14 protein-coding genes are annotated in these 18,091 nt (G+C 60.2%); 10 read left to right on the forward strand and 4 right to left on the reverse strand.

What is annotated here, in order from left to right; all coding sequences use genetic code 11:
* Positions 1-6: 6 nt before the first annotated feature.
* Positions 7-396, forward strand: coding sequence for an SUF system Fe-S cluster assembly protein (locus tag WNZ14_RS12785; RefSeq protein ID WP_342869034.1), 390 nt, complete (start codon positions 7-9; stop codon positions 394-396).
* 106 nt (positions 397-502) lie between these two features.
* On the forward strand, positions 503-892 hold the full coding sequence (sufA, locus tag WNZ14_RS12790; RefSeq protein WP_342869035.1) for a Fe-S cluster assembly scaffold SufA: 390 nt from the start codon (positions 503-505) through the stop codon (positions 890-892).
* Between the two features lie 130 nt (positions 893-1,022).
* On the opposite strand, the gene WNZ14_RS12795 is transcribed toward sufA, so the two are convergent.
* Positions 1,023-1,835: a fumarylacetoacetate hydrolase family protein gene (locus tag WNZ14_RS12795; RefSeq protein ID WP_342869036.1), complete on the reverse strand. Its 813-nt coding sequence runs from the start codon at positions 1,833-1,835 to the stop codon at positions 1,023-1,025.
* A gap of 4 nt (positions 1,836-1,839) precedes the next feature.
* On the reverse strand, positions 1,840-4,395 hold the full coding sequence (locus tag WNZ14_RS12800) for an FAD-dependent oxidoreductase (protein WP_342869037.1): 2,556 nt from the start codon (positions 4,393-4,395) through the stop codon (positions 1,840-1,842).
* A 188-nt stretch (positions 4,396-4,583) separates the two neighbouring features.
* On the opposite strand from WNZ14_RS12800, the gene WNZ14_RS12805 reads away from it, so the two are divergent.
* The 7 genes from WNZ14_RS12805 to WNZ14_RS12835 all read left to right on the forward strand — a co-directional run bounded on the left by WNZ14_RS12805 (position 4,584) and on the right by WNZ14_RS12835 (position 15,315).
* The gene (locus WNZ14_RS12805; protein ID WP_342869038.1) at positions 4,584-5,090 is read left to right on the forward strand and encodes a DUF1993 domain-containing protein; all 507 of its coding nucleotides are present in this window, start codon (positions 4,584-4,586) and stop codon (positions 5,088-5,090) included.
* A gap of 254 nt (positions 5,091-5,344) precedes the next feature.
* Complete coding sequence (locus tag WNZ14_RS12810; protein WP_342869039.1) at positions 5,345-7,150, forward strand: autotransporter assembly complex family protein; 1,806 nt, start codon at positions 5,345-5,347, stop codon at positions 7,148-7,150.
* Between the two features lies 1 nt (position 7,151).
* Positions 7,152-11,348 carry a translocation/assembly module TamB domain-containing protein gene (locus WNZ14_RS12815; RefSeq protein WP_342869040.1) on the forward strand — a complete coding sequence of 1,399 codons (4,197 nt, stop codon included), beginning with the start codon at positions 7,152-7,154 and terminating at the stop codon, positions 11,346-11,348.
* Between the two features lie 140 nt (positions 11,349-11,488).
* Positions 11,489-11,938: a peptide-methionine (R)-S-oxide reductase MsrB gene (msrB, locus tag WNZ14_RS12820; protein WP_342869041.1), complete on the forward strand. Its 450-nt coding sequence runs from the start codon at positions 11,489-11,491 to the stop codon at positions 11,936-11,938.
* The gene (gene msrA, locus WNZ14_RS12825) at positions 11,939-12,445 is read left to right on the forward strand and encodes a peptide-methionine (S)-S-oxide reductase MsrA (RefSeq protein ID WP_342869042.1); all 507 of its coding nucleotides are present in this window, start codon (positions 11,939-11,941) and stop codon (positions 12,443-12,445) included.
* Positions 12,446-12,547: 102 nt separating this feature from the next.
* Positions 12,548-14,026, forward strand: coding sequence for a YdiU family protein (locus WNZ14_RS12830; RefSeq protein WP_342869043.1), 1,479 nt, complete (start codon positions 12,548-12,550; stop codon positions 14,024-14,026).
* Positions 14,027-14,109: 83 nt separating this feature from the next.
* Complete coding sequence (locus tag WNZ14_RS12835) at positions 14,110-15,315, forward strand: sodium:proton antiporter (protein WP_342869044.1); 1,206 nt, start codon at positions 14,110-14,112, stop codon at positions 15,313-15,315.
* A 21-nt stretch (positions 15,316-15,336) separates the two neighbouring features.
* On the opposite strand, the gene WNZ14_RS12840 is transcribed toward WNZ14_RS12835, so the two are convergent.
* The gene (locus tag WNZ14_RS12840; RefSeq protein ID WP_342869045.1) at positions 15,337-15,555 is read right to left on the reverse strand and encodes an alkylphosphonate utilization protein; all 219 of its coding nucleotides are present in this window, start codon (positions 15,553-15,555) and stop codon (positions 15,337-15,339) included.
* Between the two features lie 187 nt (positions 15,556-15,742).
* On the opposite strand from WNZ14_RS12840, the gene WNZ14_RS12845 reads away from it, so the two are divergent.
* On the forward strand, positions 15,743-16,960 hold the full coding sequence (locus WNZ14_RS12845) for a glycerophosphodiester phosphodiesterase family protein (RefSeq protein WP_342869046.1): 1,218 nt from the start codon (positions 15,743-15,745) through the stop codon (positions 16,958-16,960).
* A 104-nt stretch (positions 16,961-17,064) separates the two neighbouring features.
* On the opposite strand, the gene WNZ14_RS12850 is transcribed toward WNZ14_RS12845, so the two are convergent.
* Positions 17,065-17,814 (reverse strand): metallophosphoesterase family protein, encoded by a 750-nt coding sequence (locus WNZ14_RS12850; protein ID WP_342869047.1) that lies wholly within the window; start codon positions 17,812-17,814, stop codon positions 17,065-17,067.
* Positions 17,815-18,091 lie beyond the last annotated feature (277 nt).

Raw genomic sequence — 18,091 nt, forward strand, 5'->3', positions numbered from 1 at the left:
GAGCCAATGAGCGATGCATCCGAAACTGACACAACTGCCGTGACCGAAACAGCCAATGCTGTGACGGAATCCGCAATCCCGCGCGACGAGCTTGCGCGGCTGAGCGACGACATCATCTCGGCTTTGAAAACGGTTTATGATCCCGAGATTCCGTCCGACATCTACGAGCTCGGTCTGATCTACAAGATCGACATCGAGGATGACCGCATGGTCAAGATCCAGATGACCCTGACCGCACCGGGTTGCCCGGTCGCTGGCGAAATGCCGGGCTGGGTCGAAAACGCCGTCAACACAGTCGAGGGCATTTCGGGAGTCGATGTGTCGATGACATTCGATCCGCCCTGGACCCCGGACCGGATGAGCGAAGAAGCGCAGGTGGCTGTCGGCTGGTATTAAGCGCACGGATGAGGCGCTGTTGGCTGCTTGTTAAGTTGACTGATCCACACTACATTCATGGAACGAAGCAGCGGGCCTTGAACCCGTGTAGCCGAAGGAGACCGTGATGGGTTTTGCTGTAATGACTTTGACGCCGGCTGCGGCCGAGCGTGTCAAGACGATCCTGAAGACATCCGATGGTGCGCATGGCATACGCGTCAGCATCAAGAAAGGTGGCTGCGCCGGGATGGAATATGCCATCGACATGGCGACCGAAGTCAATCCGAAGGATGACCGCATCGAGCGCGACGGCGCGTCGGTGTTTGTAGCACCCGAAGCCGTGCTCTATCTGCTCGGTACCGAGATGGATTACGAAGTCACCAAGCTGCGATCGGGTTTCGTGTTCAACAACCCCAACCAGACGTCAGCCTGCGGCTGCGGTGAATCGGTCGAGCTGAAGCCAGCCGATCTCGCCAAGCTGGCCGAGGCCGGCAATGCGGTTGTTCGCGCCGATTGAGCTGGCCGACACCTCCAGCAGGTTGAGTTAAGAGCTTTGCAGGTTGAGTCCTGAAATGCCCGCAAGTCGCTGACTTCGCGGGCATTTTTGCGCTTGGGCCGGGCGGTATTTCTGTTGGGTGCCCGGCGCGCTAGGTCAATGTGATCTGAAGACCGTCGAGCGGCAGCCCACTGACCATTGTCGACCATGTCTCGCCCGGCTTGACCGGCAACGCGCGTGTCACCGTACCGGTGGTGACGATCTCGCCGGCGGAAATCGGGTCGGCGCCGGGATCGTTTGTGATCACCTCGATGGCATGACGCAACGCCGACAAAGGGCTGCCAAGAACATTGGAGCCGTGGCCAATGTCGAGCGTTTCGCCATCGCGCAAGATTTCTATCTGGAAGCGTTGCAACGCGGACCGCAGCATCGCCGCGTCTTCATCCGTCATTTGCCGGCGCGGTCCGCACAGATAGGCACCGTGCAGGCCGAAGGCGGCCACAGTGTCGGCAGCCTTGAATTTCCAGTCTTTGTAAAGCGAATCCACGATCTCAAAGCCGTGCGCATACCAGGCAATCTTACCGAGCAATTCGTCCTCGCTTTCTCCGATCCTGGGAGCGCGCGAGAATCCGAAGGCGATTTCGGGTTCAATCCGCGGTTCGCAGAAAGGGGCGAGAGAAAACCGGGTCTCCACCGACGAAACCTCGTGGAAGGTCCTGTCATACATATAGCCCCATATCGGGGCATGGACCTGGTATTCGTCCCAGATGGTGCGGTTGGTGAAGCCGAGCTTTCGCCCGATGACACGCTCGCCTTCTTCCGTGCGCAGATCCCTGATCCGTCGGCTGATCCTGTAGGCTGCTTCAATCGAAAGTTCTTCGGGCTTGGAACAGGCAATCTGCCGCCTGTCGCGGCGGGCATCCAGGATCTGCTGTGCGCGGTTCTCCTCCTCGGTTTCCGTCATCGGTTCACCCCCGCATCTTCTCGCCCATCGGGTCGAACGGCGCCTCGAGCGCGATGCGGGCAGGACGGCGGATGCCCATGATTTCGATTTCGAACATGCCTTCGTCGCCGTTGGTTGCCAGCGCTGCCGGGATATAGCCCTGCGCCATCGATGAGCCGATGGAGTGGGCATAGCCGCCGGAGGTGATCCAGCCAACGACTCGCCAGTCGCCATCGCGCAATGTGCCGCCTTCGGGCTTGGCGATCTCCTTGCCGTTCGCATCAAAGCGTGGCGCGCCGTATCCGTGCGGGGCTTCGACGGTGCCGTAGTCGGTATCGCCGACCCTGGCCCAGACAGGCTCATCGCCCATCACGTCGGCGTCAAGCGCATCGACCAGGAACGAGGTTCGCATCAGTTTCGGGCCGTCAGCATGTTCCTTTGCAGCCGCCTCGCGGCCGATGAAGTCGTTCTTTGAAAGCTTGATGAAGCGGTCCATCGCGGCCTCATAAGGGCCGTAGATGGGACGCAGTTCGCGGAACCAGGTCGGGAAGTTCTTTTCAAGCCGCATCGCCAGAAGCGCGCGCATGCCGAAATCGGCAAGGCCGAACTCTTCGCCTGCTGCCTTGATCGCCCGGTAGACCGCCTGCTGGTAGCAGGGCTCCATCCAGATCTCGTAGCCAAGGTCGCCGGTGTAGGTGACGCGGTTGACCATGCAGGGCGCGCCGCCGACATCCATCTTGCGGAAATCCATGAAGCGGAACGCGCCATTGGAGACGTCGTCATCTGTCAGCTTGGCGAGCAGGTCGCGGGCGCGGGGGCCTGCAATCGAGAGGCCGACCAGATTGAGATCAAAGCGGTGGACCCGGATCGAGCCGTCCTTGGGCAGGTGCTTTTCGAACCAGCGCATGTGGTAGCGCTGCGCTGCGGACGAGCCCCAGACCATGAAGTCCTCGTCCGCCACCTTGGCGATGGTGAAATCGCCAATCAGCTTGCCGAACTCGTTGAGCATCGGGGTCAGCACGATGCGGCCAAGCTTCGGCATGGTGTTGGTCATCAGATATGACAGCCAGGCTTCCGAGCCCTGACCGCTGACACGGTATTTGGCAAAGTTGGCAATCTCGGTGACGCCGACGCGCTCGCGTACGGCACGGACTTCGTTGCCGATATGCGCGAAATCGTTGGAGCGGTGGAATGAGAGCACATCATGTGCTTCTTCTGCGGAGGGTGCGAACCACAGCGGCGTTTCCAGCCCCCAGCTATCGCCCATCACCGCGTGATTGTCGCGAACCATGACGTCGTAGAGCGGCGTGGTCTGCTGCGGGCGTGCTGCCGGCAGTTCCTCGTTGGGGAAGCGGATCGAGAAACGGCGCGAATAGTTCTCGCGCACCTTGGCGTTGGTGTAGCGCAGCGTCGACCACTCGCCGAAGCGAGCGACATCCATGCCCCAGATATCGGCGCCCGGATCGCCATGGACCATCCAGTTTGACAGCGCGAGGCCAACGCCGCCGCCCTGGGAGAAGCCAGCCATAACAGCGCAGGCGGTCCAGTAATTGGTCAGGCCTGGCACTGGCCCGACCAGCGGGTTGCCGTCGGGCGCGAAAGTGAAGGGGCCATTGATGACCTGCTTGATGCCGGCATTTTCCATCGCCGGGAAATGGCGGAATCCGACTTCCAGCGATGGCGCGATGCGATCAAGATCGGGCGCCAGCAGTTCATGGCCGAAATCCCACGGCGTGGTGACCGGAGACCAGGGCTTGCAGGCCTTCTCGTAGGTTCCGAGCAGGATGCCCGAGCGTTCCTGGCGGGTGTAGATCTCGCCCTTGAAATCGATGACGCCGACGAGTTCGCGTCCGGTCTTGGCGTTGAATTCGAGAACCTCGGGCATTTCCTCGGTGAGCAGATACATGTGCTCCATGGCGAGAAGTGGCAATTCGAGGCCGACCATGCGGCCGACTTCGCGCGCCCACAATCCGCCGGCATTGACCACGTGATCGGCCTTGACCGTGCCTTGCTCGGTGACGACGTTCCAAGTTCCGTCAACTTCCTGGGTAAGTTCAATGACGCGGTTGCGCAGTACGATTTCCGCCCCCAGCTTTTTCGCGGCCTTGGCATAGGCATGGGTGGTGCCCGACGGGTCGAGGTGGCCTTCGACCGGATCCCACAGCGCGCCGACGAAATTGCTTTCATCCATCAGCGGGAACATGGCTTTCGCTTCCGACGGGGTGATCAGCTCGGTTTCCATGCCGAGGTAGCGACCCTTGGCGTGGACGAGGCGGAGGAAATCCATGCGCTCGGGCGTGTCAGCCATCATCACGCCACCGGTCAGGTGCAGGCCGCAGGACTGGCCGGAGAGCTCTTCAAGCTCCTGGTAGAGGCTGACGGTGTAGGCCTGCAGTTTGGCGACGTTGGGATCGCCATTGAGCGTGTGAAAGCCGCCTGCCGCGTGCCAGGAGGAGCCGGATGTCAGTTCCGAGCGTTCGATCAGCATGACATCGGTCCAGCCGGCCTTGGCCAGGTGGTACAGCACGGAACATCCGACAACGCCGCCGCCGATTACAACTGCCCTTACATGCGATTTCATTGACCGTCTCCGTGCTTAAATTCGGCGGCAGATTGCGAAATCGAAACCCGGCGCACAAGAGGTAAATGCGACATTGCCAACAAAGAAAATTTGGCCCCGGACACGAACGCGGCTTGTCTTCATTCCGGTGACATTCCACATACAGCCCGCCGGGAAATCATCTCCCGTGCGTCCAACGGGGGTGTTCAATGACAATTTCCATGTATTCCATGACGGTGCCTTACTATGCGTCCATGCTCAGTAACCTGAGCCATGTACTTGCAAAGGCCGAGGCCTGGGCGACCGAGCGCAAGATTGATCCGGCAGTGCTGCTTAATGATCGGCTGGCACCCGACATGTTCACGCTGAAGCGGCAGGTTCAGATCGCCACCGACCACGCCAAGGGAGCGGCCGCGCGTCTGGGCGGCGTGGACGTTCCGTCCTTCCCCGACACGGAAGAAACCTTCGCCGACCTTCATACACGCATCACCAAGGTGCGGGATTTTGTCCTCAGCGTGCCGGAATCGGGCTTTGACGGGGCCGAAACTCGGGACATAACGCTCAAGGTCGGGCCTCAGGAAATGACGTTTTCTGCTCCGCAGTATCTCCAGGGCTTCGCGTTCCCGAATTTCTACTTCCATATGTCTGCTGCCTACGCGATCCTGCGTCACAATGGCGTGCCGCTGGGCAAGGGCGATTTCTTCGGGCGCGGCTGACTTAGAGAGGGGACAAACCAGCCGAGTGTTCTATATAAGGAAATTATGTGGTTAGCTAAGTACATGGAAAATTGGCTGCGATGTTCAGTAACCGTTCATTGCAGCCTGCTAGATTGATGATGATGACAGATGCGCAGGACATAATCTCCACGGCGCGCGGCCGGTTTTGGCTGCGTACCCTTTCGGCTGTCCTGTTTCTGGCGAGCGCCCTATGCGTTGTTCCGGATCGGGCGGATGCTTTCGAAATTTTCGGCATGAAATTTTTTGAAAGCGATACGGTCGATGAAGTGGCAGTCGTCGATCCGCTTTCCTATTCGGTCACGCTCGAAGTCACTGGCGACGATCCCGACGGCGAATTGCGTTCCGAACTGGAAACGGCTTCACAGCTGATGCGAGAATCTGATCGTCCGGTATCGGGCTCGATCGGTCTGATCCAGCGGGCAAATGGCGATTTTGAGCAACTGATCGCAGCACTTTATGAAAATGCCCGATATGCCGGTGAAGTCCGCATTCTGCTTGATGGCAGGCGTCTGGCGGAGCTGCCGCCGGATGCCAACCTTCGGGGCACGGGCCCGGTTCCTGTTCGTATTGTGGTTGATCCGGGCAAACAGTTCCGCTTCGGTGATGTCTCGGTTCGTGATGTTGACGGGCGCGCCTACGCGGCTGATGAGCAGGGATTGACGCCGGGCCAGCTCGCGAAATCGACCGTCATTCTCGATGCCGAAGAGGCGCTGGTTCGGGAGCTGGAAAAGAGTGGGCATCCGTTTGCGCAGGTTTCAAACCGAGATGTTGTGGCCGATCATGCGCGCGGAGTTCTTGATGTATCGCTTCAGCTAGAGGCAGGGCCGATTGCGCCATTTGGCCAGACAGCGGTTGATGGCGCGGAAAGCGTGGATTCCGAATTCATCGCCAGGATGGCGGGTGTCCAGCAAGGCGAGCAGTATGACCCGGCAGCGCTGGCGGCAGCTGAAAAGCGTCTGCGTGCGCTCGAAGTGTTCTCAAGCGTGACTGTGCGTGGCAGCGAAAGCCTTTCGGCGGACGGTTCCGTTCCTGTTCAAGTCTCGGTGGCCGAACGCAAGCATCGGTTCCTGGGGGCGGGCGCCACCTATTCATCCACCGATGGCGGTGGTCTGGAGGCCTATTGGGGCCATCGAAATCTGTTTGGCCGGGCTGAAAAACTCCGTATCGAAGGCTCGGTGAGCAGCCTGGGTAAGACCGGCAAGGCCAAGGACATGACCTGGCGCGGCGCGATGTTGTTTGAAAAGCCCGGCGTTCTTGGTCCGGCATCCAAATTTACATCGAGGCTCGTGGTCCAGCAGGAAAACCCTGACGCATACCGCCGTTTTTCAGTCGAGGCGGCAGCAGGGGTTTCCTATGAGCTGACCCCTGAGCAGACAGTCTCGGCTGGGCTTGATGCAGAGTATGCCAGGCTGACCGACAGCTTCAATGCGAACCTTGAAACCATCACATTGGCCGTGCCGCTTGAGTATGTTCGTGATACGCGCGACAGCACACTCAATCCAACCACCGGAACCCGGTTATCGCTTCTTGTCGAGCCGGCCTATGAAATCTACGGCAGCGCGGCCTTCGTCAAGCTGCGCGCGGAAGTTTCCGCCTACCGGGCGCTCGACGCCGAGAAGCGGTTCGTGCTCGCCGGCCGAGTGGCCGCCGGTTCAATTTATGGCGCCAGTCTCGCCGCGATACCGGCAAACCGCCGCTTTTACGCTGGTGGTGGTGGTTCTGTGCGTGGCTATGGCTATCAGGACATCGGTCCGATCAATGCTGCTGGCCAGGCAACCGGCGGTCGTTCGGTGATCGAGACGTCGGCTGAATTGCGTATCGGTATCACTGACACCATCGGTATCGTGCCGTTTGTCGATGCGGGACTGGTCAGCGCAAACCAGAATTTCTCCAACACCGAGTTCAAGGCCGGTGCCGGGGTAGGCTTGCGCTATGTAACCCCGTTCGGGCCACTTCGCATCGACGTCGCCGTGCCGCTGAACAAGGGGCCAACAGATCCGGGTTACGGGATTTATGCCGGGATCGGACAGGCATTCTGACATGGCGGAGAAGCAAAGAGACAAATCCCGTCCGGGGCTGACCTGGCGCGTGGTTCGCTGGCTGGCCGTCGGCATTCTGGTGCTTTTGGCGGCCGTGATCGTGATATTCACCACGACGCCTGGTGGCTGGCTCATTGCGCTGACATTGAACCGGCTCGGCTCCGGTCCCAGCCAAAGTGTGGAAATCGATTCCATAGGCGGCCTGCTGTCCGGGTCGACGCGCATCGGTCATGTTTTGTTGAAGGATGCGGATGGAGAGCCCTGGCTGCTCCTGAAGGGGATCCAGATCGACTGGTCGCCGCTGGCGCTGTTGAGCGCCGGGCTGGCAATTGATGATCTTACTATCGATGCCGTGGAGCTTGCGCAGCTTCCCAAGGGCTCCGAAAGCCAGTCGGAAGGTGGGTCCTTTGCACTGCCCTTGGCCTTTGACATCAAGCGGTTTTCAGCCCCCGACATCCTTGTTGGTGAGCCGGTCGCAGGCCGCGTTGCGCGTTTTGAAGCCAAGGGAAGTGCCCGCGTCGATGGATCTGTATCGACGGCACTGGCTGACCTCGTGGTCAAGCGGATCGACGGGGTTGGTGGCGAGCTGACGCTGGATGCCGACTATCTGGAAGCCGAAGACCGGTTCAATATATCGGCCACGCTCTCCGAGCCTGCCGGCGGCGTGATGGCAAATCTCCTCAACCTTTCGACTGAAGACGCGATCAGCCTGACCGCGACGTCGCAAGGATCGCTTGCTGACTGGCGATTGAATGCAGCCGGTACGATCAATAACGAGATCGTGGCGGAAGCCAATTTGCAGATGGCTGCAGGCGAGTCCGGTGACGCGGTTTCACTTCAGGCCAATGGCAGGTTTGACCGTTTCCTGCCGCCGTCGCTGGCTCAGCTGCTTTCTGGCCCCAGTAATCTGGTGCTTGAAGGCCTGATTGAGCCCGAGCGGAACGGCGCGGTGATCGACGTCTTCACCTTCACTTCTTCGCAATTGTCGGCTCAAGGGCGCGGTCGTGTGGCGCGCGAGGGAGACGTTGATCTGACGGCGTCAGTTTCTTCGCAACCGGGCGCAACGCCGCTGCAATTTGGCGAGGGTTCATCCCGGGTGAGCATCCGGGGGCCGGAGGCAAAGGTCCGGATAACCGGTAACGCCCAGGAAGCCGCGGTGCGCCTCGAAGTGTCCACAGAAAGTGTTGCTGGATCCGATTTCAGTGCCGACGGGATTTCTGCGGTTGCTGATTTCGACCGTTTCTCGCTCGACACACGGAGCGGCACCGGATCCGTCAATGTGAAGGTCGAGGCAGTTGGTCTGAGCAATGATATAGCGGCGCGCGCCGTGGCGGGTGGCGTGAACCTGTCTGGCGAGATTGCGATTGCCGAAGACGGCTCCATCTCTAGCGATGCATTGCAGGTTGAAACCGGCGTGGCTGCGGTGACGATCAAGGATTTCTCGTTTGATGGCGCTGGCGGTTTGGCAGCAAGCCTTTCGGGCACGATCCGCAATGCCGTGCTGTCGGCGCAGGCACCAGAGTTCATTGGTCCAGAACTGGCATTCGAGGGTACGGTTTCGCGTGACGAGGCCGGCGCGGTGAACGTGAGCGATCTGCAGGCTTCGTCTGAATTTGCCAAACTGTCAGGCGAGGCCGCGCTCACCAGTGAAGGCGAGATTTCGGCGAACATCGAAGCCAGTCTGTCAAAGCTTGCTGGTGCCGAGAATTCAATATCCGGCGGGCTCGATCTGACGGCCAGCATTTCCGGCCAATCTTCCGCTCCGGCCTTTGATGTGAAGCTGAGCGGCAATCAGTTGAAGGTTCAGGGGCGTGACCTTTCGGATCTGGTGCTCACGGCCAAGGGTGTGGCTGATCCAGCCTCTCCGCAGGCCGATGTTGAACTGACCGGGGCACTTGAGGGGCAGCCGGTCAACGGCAGCGTGGTGCTGGCCCAATCGGATGGCGTTGTGCGGATTGACCCATTGCGGCTTCAGGTGGCTGATAATCTGATCTCCGGGTCGCTCGTTCTCGACGAGGCTTATCGCCCAAAAGGGGTGATTGATCTCGATCTCAAGGATATCGGGTCGCTGTCTGCATTGGCGTTGCAGGCAATCAATGGCAGTGGTGGCGGGTCGATCAAGTTCGATGTGAAGGACGACAAGTCTATCGCCGATATCGGGGTTGGGTTTCCCAAACTTTCGGGCGACGGATTTTCGATCCGCGATGCGCAGGTGCGCCTCAGTGTTGCCGATCTCTACGGCGCACCCAAACCCGTCGGAACGCTTGATGTGGCTGCCTTGAGTGCCAGCGGAACCGATGTTTCCGCTCTCAAGGCATCATTCTCCCAGTCCGAGGGCTGGACCGTGATTGAGGGCAAGGCGCAGGCTGCCGGATTTCCGGTCTCGATCAACGCCCGGGTACGGCAGGGAGATGCCGGAACCGAACTCGAAGTCGAGACCGCACGAACGGCATGGAAAGGTCTGGAGATCAACCTGAGCGAACCTGCACGCGTTGTCGTGCGTGACGGTGTCGCCCAGATCGAGCGGCTTGTGATCTCGCCAGGCGGCGGACGCGTGTCTGTATCAGGATCTGCCGGCCAAACGCTTGACCTCGACATTGCCCTTTCCGGTTTGCCGCTGACCTCGGTCAATGCGATCGCGCCGGGCGCCGGGCTTTCGGGCAATCTGTCGGGTAAGGTCAGCGTCAGCGGCCAAGCCTCTGCCCCGGTCGTGGACTTTGACCTGGATGCCGGTGGTGTGCGCGCGGCTGCGGCCTCGTCGGTTGCCGACGTGCCTCTCTCGATAAGCGCCACGGGAGGGTTTAATGCCGGAAAGCTGCGCTTTAATGCCAATGCCAATGCCAATGGCAGCGGGCTGGCGTTCACAGCATCGGGTCAGCTGGATACGGCAGGCGCGCGCGCGATATCGGCAAAGATCAATGGCAGCGTTCCATTCTCTCTTTTGTCGGGAGTGATTGCCAAGCAGGGTCTGGCGCTCAGCGGTGCCGCCCAGGCCAACATCTCGATTGACGGCTCTCTGGGCGCGCCGCAGATTTCGGGAACCATCACCACATCCGACAGCCGGCTGGTTGACGGACGATCCGGCATCGCCCTTGACAATCTGTCGGCGGAAATTGGCCTGACTTCGGGGCAGGCTACGATCCGTTCTCTGTCCGGAGATCTTTCTTCTGGCGGCAAGATCAGCGGTTCCGGGACGGTGCGGCTCGATCCGGCGTCGAATTTCCCGGCTGATCTGAATTTGAAAGTGGCGCGAGGTCGTTACGCCGATGGCCAGATGGTTGCAACGCGTTTCGATGCCGATCTGACGCTCAGCGGCCCGCTGACTGCGTTGCCGCAACTCGGTGGCAGTGTTCGGCTGGACGAAACCACGATTACCGTTCCGGAATCGCTTCCCAGCTCGATCGCGGGGCTTGATGTCTCCCACAAGAATGCCCCCGCCGACATTCAGTTGCAGGCTGAACGTCTGTCCGGTGACAGCGGTGGCGGATCTACGGGTGGATTGGGGCTCGATGTTCGAGTGCAGGCGAGCCGGATCTTCGTCCGTGGGCGGGGCATGGACGTTGAACTTGGCGGATCCCTGCGGCTGACCGGCACGACCGGTGCGCCGGTGGCCGCTGGCGGGTTCGACCTGGTGCGTGGACGACTGAGTGTCTTGGGAAAACGGCTTGATTTCACCCGTGGCAGGCTCGGTTTCGCCGGTTCTGTTGTGCCGATCCTTGATCTGGCGGCATCAAGCACTTCGGGCAGCACCACGGTGACCGTATCGATCACCGGCCCTGCGAATGAGCCGGAATTCAGTTTTACCTCAAGCCCGGAACTCCCAGAGGATGAAGTGCTGGCACAGCTTGTGTTCGGACGCTCGATCAGCAGCCTTTCACCGTTGCAGATTGCCCAGCTTGCCGAAGCCGCGGGGCAATTGACCGGCGCCGTTAAAGGCGGCGGTGTGCTGGAGCGTTTGCGCCGTGCAACTGGCGTCGATGACATTGACGTGCGCACCGACGAGGAAACCGGAGCCACATCGTTGGGCGTCGGCAAATATCTCAATGACCGTACTTATCTCGGGATCGAGAGCGGGTCGTCAGCAGGATCCGGCAAGGCCCGTATTGACCTCGATATCGGCAAGGGTATCAAATTGCGTGGTGAGGCCAGTTCCGGTGGGGAAACCAAGGGCGGTATTTTCTACGAGCGCGAATACTGAGTGCATGCCACTCGGTCTCACCTTAATTTGACCCCTCGTGAAGCAAATCGACTGATGGCACGCGGAGCGGGCGATTGAAAATCATGGTGTAGTGGCCCATCTTTGTTGGGACACCATGAGCCTTCGAGAAGGGATCCGCCATGACCAAAGCTTTTGCCAAGACCGATGAAGCCATTGCACGGCTGACGCCCGAACAGTTCCGGGTCACCCAGCAGAATGGAACCGAGCGACCCTTTACCGGCGAATACAACAGCAACAAGGCTGTCGGCATCTATGTCGACATCGTATCGGGCGAACCGCTGTTTGCATCTTCGGACAAATTTGAAAGCGGCTGCGGCTGGCCAAGTTTCACCAAGCCGATCGAGCCCGCGCACGTGGCCGAGCTTCGCGATGTGAGCCACGGGATGGTTCGCATAGAGGTGCGCTCTAGAGATGGCGACAGCCATCTCGGACATGTGTTCCCTGACGGTCCCCAGGACCGTGGCGGGCTGCGTTATTGCATCAATTCCGCGTCGTTGCGGTTCGTGGCGAAAGCCGACATGGCCGATGAAGGCTATGGTGACTATCTTGACCAGGTGGAGGATATCTAAATGAGCGAGCGAGCAGTTCTTGCCGGCGGGTGCTTCTGGGGCATGGAGGATCTGATCCGAAAGATGCCCGGTGTTGAAGACACTCGTGTCGGCTATACCGGCGGTGACGTGAAGAACGCCACCTACGGCAATCACGGCACCCATGCCGAAGGGATCGAGATCATCTATGATCCGAACCGGATCAGCTACCGTCAGCTGCTGGAGTTCTTCTTCCAGATCCATGATCCTTCCACGCCCAACCGTCAGGGCAATGACCGTGGCATGTCCTATCGTTCGGCGATCTACTACACGGATGATCAGCAGCGCGAGATCGCGCTCGACACCATCGCAGATGTCGATGCGTCGGGTCTTTGGCCTGGCAAGGTGGTGACGGAAGTTGAGCCGGTTGGTGATTTCTGGGAAGCCGAGCCAGAGCATCAGGATTATCTCGAGCGGATCCCGCATGGATACACCTGCCACTTTGTGCGGCCCGACTGGGTGTTGCCAAAGCGGGATGCGGCCGAATAGGCCGAACTCGAAGACGACTGAGACAAAAGCGACCGGCCAGCTACGGATTTGTCAGGGCCGGTAGCTTGCATTTGTACAATGACCTTGCAGAAGGACTTTCCCATGAGCATCGCAGGATTTCACTTTGACAATTCCTACGCCCGCGAGCTTGAGGGGTTTTACGTGCCGTGGAAGGGAGCCGAGGTGCCTGCACCACGGATTATCCGCTTCAACCGTTCGCTGGTGCTAGAGCTGGGACTGGATCCCGAGGTGCTGGATACGGATGCAGGTGCAGCCATTTTTGCCGGTCATGACGCCCCCGAGGGGGCCGAACCGCTGGCGATGGCCTATGCCGGGCACCAGTTTGGCGGGTTCTCGCCGCAGCTTGGTGATGGTCGGGCGCTGCTTCTGGGCGAAGTGATCGACAGCCACGGCAAACGCCGCGACATCCACCTCAAGGGCTCCGGACGCACGCCGTTTTCGCGCGGTGGCGACGGCAAGGCGGTGGTTGGTCCGGTGTTGCGCGAATACATCATCGGCGAAGCGATGCATGCTCTCGGCGTGCCAACCACGCGGGCGCTGGCAGCCGTTTCGACCGGCGAGGAGATCATGCGTCAGGACGGCCCTGCGCCGGGTGCGGTGCTGGCGCGGGTGGCGTCAAGCCATCTTCGGGTGGGCACATTCCAGTTCTTTGCAGCGCGCGGCGAGACTGATCGGCTGAGGCAACTGGCTGACTATGCCATTGCGCGGCATTATCCGGAACTTGCCGATAAGCCGGACCGCTATCTCGGGCTTCTCAAAGCCGTGCGTGACCGGCAGGCAGCGCTGATTGCGCAATGGATGCTGCTTGGCTTCGTGCACGGGGTGATGAACACCGATAACATGACGATTTCTGGCGAGACCATCGATTATGGCCCTTGCGCCTTCATCGATGGCTACGATCCGGCGACCGTTTTCAGCTCGATCGACCAGTACGGCCGCTATGCCTATGGCAACCAGCCGCAGATCGCGCAGTGGAACCTGGCGCGGCTGGCCGAAACAATGCTTGACCTGATCAATCCGAACGACAGTGACGACGCGGTGCGTCAGGCAGGCGAAGTCATAGATGGATTTCCGCTGGCTTATGAACGCGCCTGGCTTGCGGGCATGCGCACCAAGCTCGGGCTGGTCAAGGAGGAGCCTGAGGACAGGGAGCTTGCCACCGGACTGCTCGCGGTTCTGGAAACTCAAGCTGCCGATTACACCCGCGTGTTCCGCAGTCTTGCAAAGGCAGCGTCGGGCGATGCTGCGCAGGCCCGGGCCCTGTTTGCCAATCCTGCCGGGTTCGATGTCTGGCTGCCGCTGTGGCAGGCGCGATTTGCGCGTGAGGACGTGGCCGCCGAAGATAGGATTGCAGCCATGAACCGGGTCAACCCGGTCTATATCCCGCGCAACCACATGGTCGAGGCTGCACTGGGGTCGGCGACCAAGGGAGACCTCGCGCCATTCGAGCGTCTGGTCGATGTGCTGGCGGATCCGTTCACCGAGCGGGCCGGGCTCGAGGTGTTTGCGCTCGGTGCGCCATCGGATTTCGGACCTTACACCACCTATTGCGGCACCTGAGGCTTTCAGTCGGCAATGCCGGTGGCAAAGCAGGTCGGGGCAGGCCATAGTCGCCCCGACTCTGCAACCACAAGGCATCAAGAATGGGCGAGGGCATACATTTCGATCTGGTGGCCCTGGGTGTTCTTGCGGCTTTCATAGCCTATTCGCTGCTCAGCCGGGTGATCGGTCGGTCGATGCTGACCCTGCCGATCATTTTCATGGTCGTGGGCTACATGCTGTCGGAGCCGTTGCGCACCACCGCGCCGCCTGAGGTGCTCGATGAGGGCAAACGGCTGCTGGCCGAAATCACGCTGGTTCTGGTGCTGTTTTCCGATGCCTCGCATGTGCAGTTCTCCCAGCTCAAGCATAACTGGCGATTGCCGGCCCGGATGCTGGTTGTCGGCCTGCCGCTGTCAGTTGCCTTCGGCACGTTTGTCACCTGGCTGATCAGTCCGGAAGGCGGGATCGCCATGGCGCTGCTAACTGCCGCGGTACTGACGCCCACCGACGCGGCGCTCGGTCAGAGTGTCGTGAAGAACTCGGGCGTGCCCGAAGATCTGAGCGAAACCATCAATGTCGAAAGCGGATTGAACGATGGTCTGGTTCTGCCATTCGTGCTGCTTGGCGCGACGCTGGCCTCGGCCGGGATCGGAGCAGCCGATACCGGCGGGTTGGCGCTCGCGGCATTGACACAAGTGGTGCTGGGGCCGCTTGCAGGTATTGCGACCGGCTGGGTTATTGCCCGGCTGATGGATGCAGCGCAGAAGCGGCGGTTTATCGATGCAACGGCGGAAGGAGTGGTGTTTCTGACTGCGGCCTTTACGGCGTTTGTGTTTGCGGACGTCATCGGCGGCAACGGATTTATCGCTGCTTTCGTTGCCGGCATGGTGTTTGGCAACAGCTACAGGCACAACCTCGCTTTTGTCCGCGAATTCATGGAAGGCGCAGGCCAGATTCTGACCATGGCGGCGTTTCTGGTGTTTGGCGCGCTGCTGCTGCCAGAGGGGCTCGCGCATGCATCATTCAAGACTGTGGTGATCGCGGTTCTGTTTCTCACCGTGGTGCGGATGGGGTCGATCTGGATGTCGCTTCTGGGCTCCGGGCTCAAGAGCCGGGAGAAGCTGTTTCTGGGCTGGTTCGGACCGCGCGGGCTGGCGTCGATCCTGTTCACCTTGCTTATGACCGACGCCTTCGATTTTGAAGGCCAGGCCGAGCTTCTGGCTTGCGTCTCGGTAACAGTGGCGCTGTCGATCCTCGCCCATGGCCTGAGCGCAAGGCCGCTCACCCGCTGGATTGCCAAGGGGTAAGGGGCTTTTGCGCCGTTCTGGTCAGGCCTTTTTCAGAAACTCGGTCCTGAGCACCAGGCCCTTGATCTTTTCGACCCGGCACTCGACCTCGTCGGGATTGCCGGTGAGGCGGATGCCCTTGACCATGGTGCCGCGCTTGATCGTGGACGAGGTACCCTTGACCTTGAGGTCCTTGATCACGGTCACATTGTCGCCGTCAGCCAGCACTGCGCCATTGGAATCCCGGGTTTCGTCGCTCATTTGCTTTGCCTTTCAGATTGATTTGCGGGTGGTGTAGCGCCTGGGACAGGCGAGGGGAAGGGGCGCGCAGCAAGCCAGATTCCGGGAGGGTGATTCGTGCTGCCTGTTTCGAACTCAGTCGCCTGATGACATGTAGCTGTCGTGTTGGGGTATTATGGCACTGGTGAACATCTCATGGAGCCCAATGATGACCAGATTCACCCAATTGCTTGTCGGAGCCGCCCTATTGGCTGCGCCCTTTATCACCACAGTTTCAGCCTCCGACATTGAAGTCGGCCCGCGGCCTTCGTTTCTGATTGAAAAAATGGCTGAGGGTCCGCTCAAGGACGAATTGCTTGCCTGTGCCGCCAATCCTGTAGCCAGAACCCTGTTTTCGATCGGTCACCGCGGTGCGCCGCTGCAATTTCCCGAGCATACGCGCGAATCCTACATGGCGGCTGCGAAGATGGGGGCGGGCATCATCGAGTGCGACGTGACCTTCACCAAGGACAAGGAGCTGGTCTGCCGTCACGCCCAGAATGATCTGCACACCACGACCAACATTCTGGCGACGGGCCTTGCGGACAAGTGCACCAAGGGGTTCACCCCTGCAGGGGACGGCAAGGCGTCGGCCGAGTGCCGCACGTCCGATATCACCCTGGCCGAGTTCAGGACGCTGAACGGCAAGATGGATGCGGCCAACAGCATTGCCGAGACCGTCGAAGACTACATCAACGGAACACCCGGCTGGCGGACCGATCTCTATGCTGCGGCCAATGGCACGGTGATGACGCACAAGGAGTCTATCGCGCTGATTGCCTCGCTTGGCGGCAAATTTACGCCCGAGCTGAAAGCGCCGTCGGTCGAGATGCCCTATGAAGGGTTCACCCAGGCCGATTACGCGCAGAAAATGATTGACGAGTACAAGGCTGCGGGGATTCCGGCCTCTGATGTCTGGCCTCAATCCTTCAATCTGGAAGACGTTCTCTACTGGATCAAGAACGAGCCTGCCTTTGGCGCCCAGGCGGTCTTTCTCGATGGACGCTCCAGCGGCGACGGGTTCGACTATCTCAATCCTGCAAGCTTCAAGCCGTCAATGCAGGAGCTGGCCGATCAGGGCGTCAATTACATTGCGCCGCCGATCTGGATGCTGCTGACGGTTGCGGATGGCAAGATCGTGGCCTCGCCCTATGCCGTCGAGGCGAAAAAGGCCGGTCTGAAGATCATTGCCTGGTCGTTCGAACGCGCCGGCCCGCTCAACACAGGCGGCGGCTGGTACTATCAATCCGTCAAGGACGTCATCAACAATGACGGCCAGATGTATGAGGTGCTCGACGTTCTGGCGCGGCAGGTCGGCATTGTCGGCATGTTCTCCGACTGGCCGGCTACGGTGAGCTATTACGCGAGTTGCACGGGTCTGAAATAAGGTCTCTTCATTCAACTCATTGCGCTGCTGATGGCCACGCCAATTGCGGTGTGGCCGCTACGCCTTCAATCCTTCGCTGCCAACTGCGGTTGCCTTGCCGGTTGTTACCGGTAATCGAGCGCGCGGATCTCGCTCACCTCGATGGCCCGTCCGTGGTCGTCGGTTGCGAGAAACCTCGGCGGGGTGTCGCCGTCAAAGATACCGCAGGTGAGGTGACCTGACCGGACCGCACCGGTGTCGAGCGCGATGCGGTTGCGATAAAGCTCCGGCAGCGACGCATCGGTCATGGTGTGGCCGTGGACAACGATTTTCGGCAGAGGCCCGGTGAACTTGAGAAACTTCTCGCGAATCCAGCGTGTGGTCTTCGGGTCCTGTTCGGCCAGCGGCAGGTGCGGATCGATGCCACCGTGAACGAAGACGTGGCCATCGCTCTCGACCATCCAGTTGGCCTCGCGAAGGGTGGCAATATGGTCCGGAACATCATCGGCCAACTGCCTGGCAATGGCATCAAAGCCTACGGTATCGGCAAATCCGTAGGACATGAGTGTTTCGCTGCCGCCATTGGGCAGCCAGCGGTGGGCCGCCGTCTCGTGCTCGGCGGTGGTCGCGGCATCGAGGAAATCGAGCATGAATTCCTCGTGATTGCCCAGAATGAGTTTTGATCCGGGATGGCGCTCAAGGGTCAGGATCACCAGATCGAGGCACTGCCGGCTTTCCGGTCCGCGGTCAATGATGTCGCCCAGAAAGATGATACGGGCATCGCGGTCGCCCATATCGGCGCGGATTGCCGCGAGCAGAGTCTCGAGCAGATCGCGCCGGCCGTGAATGTCGCCAATGGCGTAGGTGAGGGGCATGCGGGGTTCCTTGCGGATTCGGTGCGGCCATTGTCGCATGGCCGCGGCTTGAATTGCACGTCATCGCTTCTCTGACGCTTTGGGGGCTTTGGCTCAAGCCAAGCCGCCAGTCTGGTTTGCCGATGCTCCCTTTCATCAGGTCAGACAGGCTTTTCAGTGGCGAGCGTTTCCTCTGCGGGCCGTTCTGGCGTCGATCGAGAGGCAAACCTGAGCGATTTCCTCCCGCAAACGCATGGTTTTGGCAAGAGAACCTCGGTCAAAATGGCGCAGCAGGGTT

The organism is Hoeflea sp. AS60, assembly GCF_038900115.1.
Lineage (GTDB): Bacteria > Pseudomonadota > Alphaproteobacteria > Rhizobiales > Rhizobiaceae > Hoeflea.

Bases quoted from the DNA above. Each gene is read 5' to 3' on its own strand.
- WNZ14_RS12830 (WP_342869043.1), top strand. From the start codon at position 12,548: ATGAGCATCGCAGGATTTCACTTTGACAATTCCTACGCCCGCGAGCTT.
- WNZ14_RS12800 (WP_342869037.1), bottom strand. From the start codon at position 4,395: ATGAAATCGCATGTAAGGGCAGTTGTAATCGGCGGCGGCGTTGTCGGA.
- sufA (WP_342869035.1), top strand. From the start codon at position 503: ATGGGTTTTGCTGTAATGACTTTGACGCCGGCTGCGGCCGAGCGTGTC.
- WNZ14_RS12815 (WP_342869040.1), top strand. From the start codon at position 7,152: ATGGCGGAGAAGCAAAGAGACAAATCCCGTCCGGGGCTGACCTGGCGC.
- WNZ14_RS12785 (WP_342869034.1), top strand. From the start codon at position 7: ATGAGCGATGCATCCGAAACTGACACAACTGCCGTGACCGAAACAGCC.
- WNZ14_RS12840 (WP_342869045.1), bottom strand. From the start codon at position 15,555: ATGAGCGACGAAACCCGGGATTCCAATGGCGCAGTGCTGGCTGACGGC.
- msrB (WP_342869041.1), top strand. From the start codon at position 11,489: ATGACCAAAGCTTTTGCCAAGACCGATGAAGCCATTGCACGGCTGACG.
- WNZ14_RS12795 (WP_342869036.1), bottom strand. From the start codon at position 1,835: ATGACGGAAACCGAGGAGGAGAACCGCGCACAGCAGATCCTGGATGCC.
- WNZ14_RS12845 (WP_342869046.1), top strand. From the start codon at position 15,743: ATGACCAGATTCACCCAATTGCTTGTCGGAGCCGCCCTATTGGCTGCG.
- WNZ14_RS12835 (WP_342869044.1), top strand. From the start codon at position 14,110: ATGGGCGAGGGCATACATTTCGATCTGGTGGCCCTGGGTGTTCTTGCG.
- msrA (WP_342869042.1), top strand. From the start codon at position 11,939: ATGAGCGAGCGAGCAGTTCTTGCCGGCGGGTGCTTCTGGGGCATGGAG.
- WNZ14_RS12805 (WP_342869038.1), top strand. From the start codon at position 4,584: ATGACAATTTCCATGTATTCCATGACGGTGCCTTACTATGCGTCCATG.
- WNZ14_RS12810 (WP_342869039.1), top strand. From the start codon at position 5,345: ATGAAATTTTTTGAAAGCGATACGGTCGATGAAGTGGCAGTCGTCGAT.
- WNZ14_RS12850 (WP_342869047.1), bottom strand. From the start codon at position 17,814: ATGCCCCTCACCTACGCCATTGGCGACATTCACGGCCGGCGCGATCTG.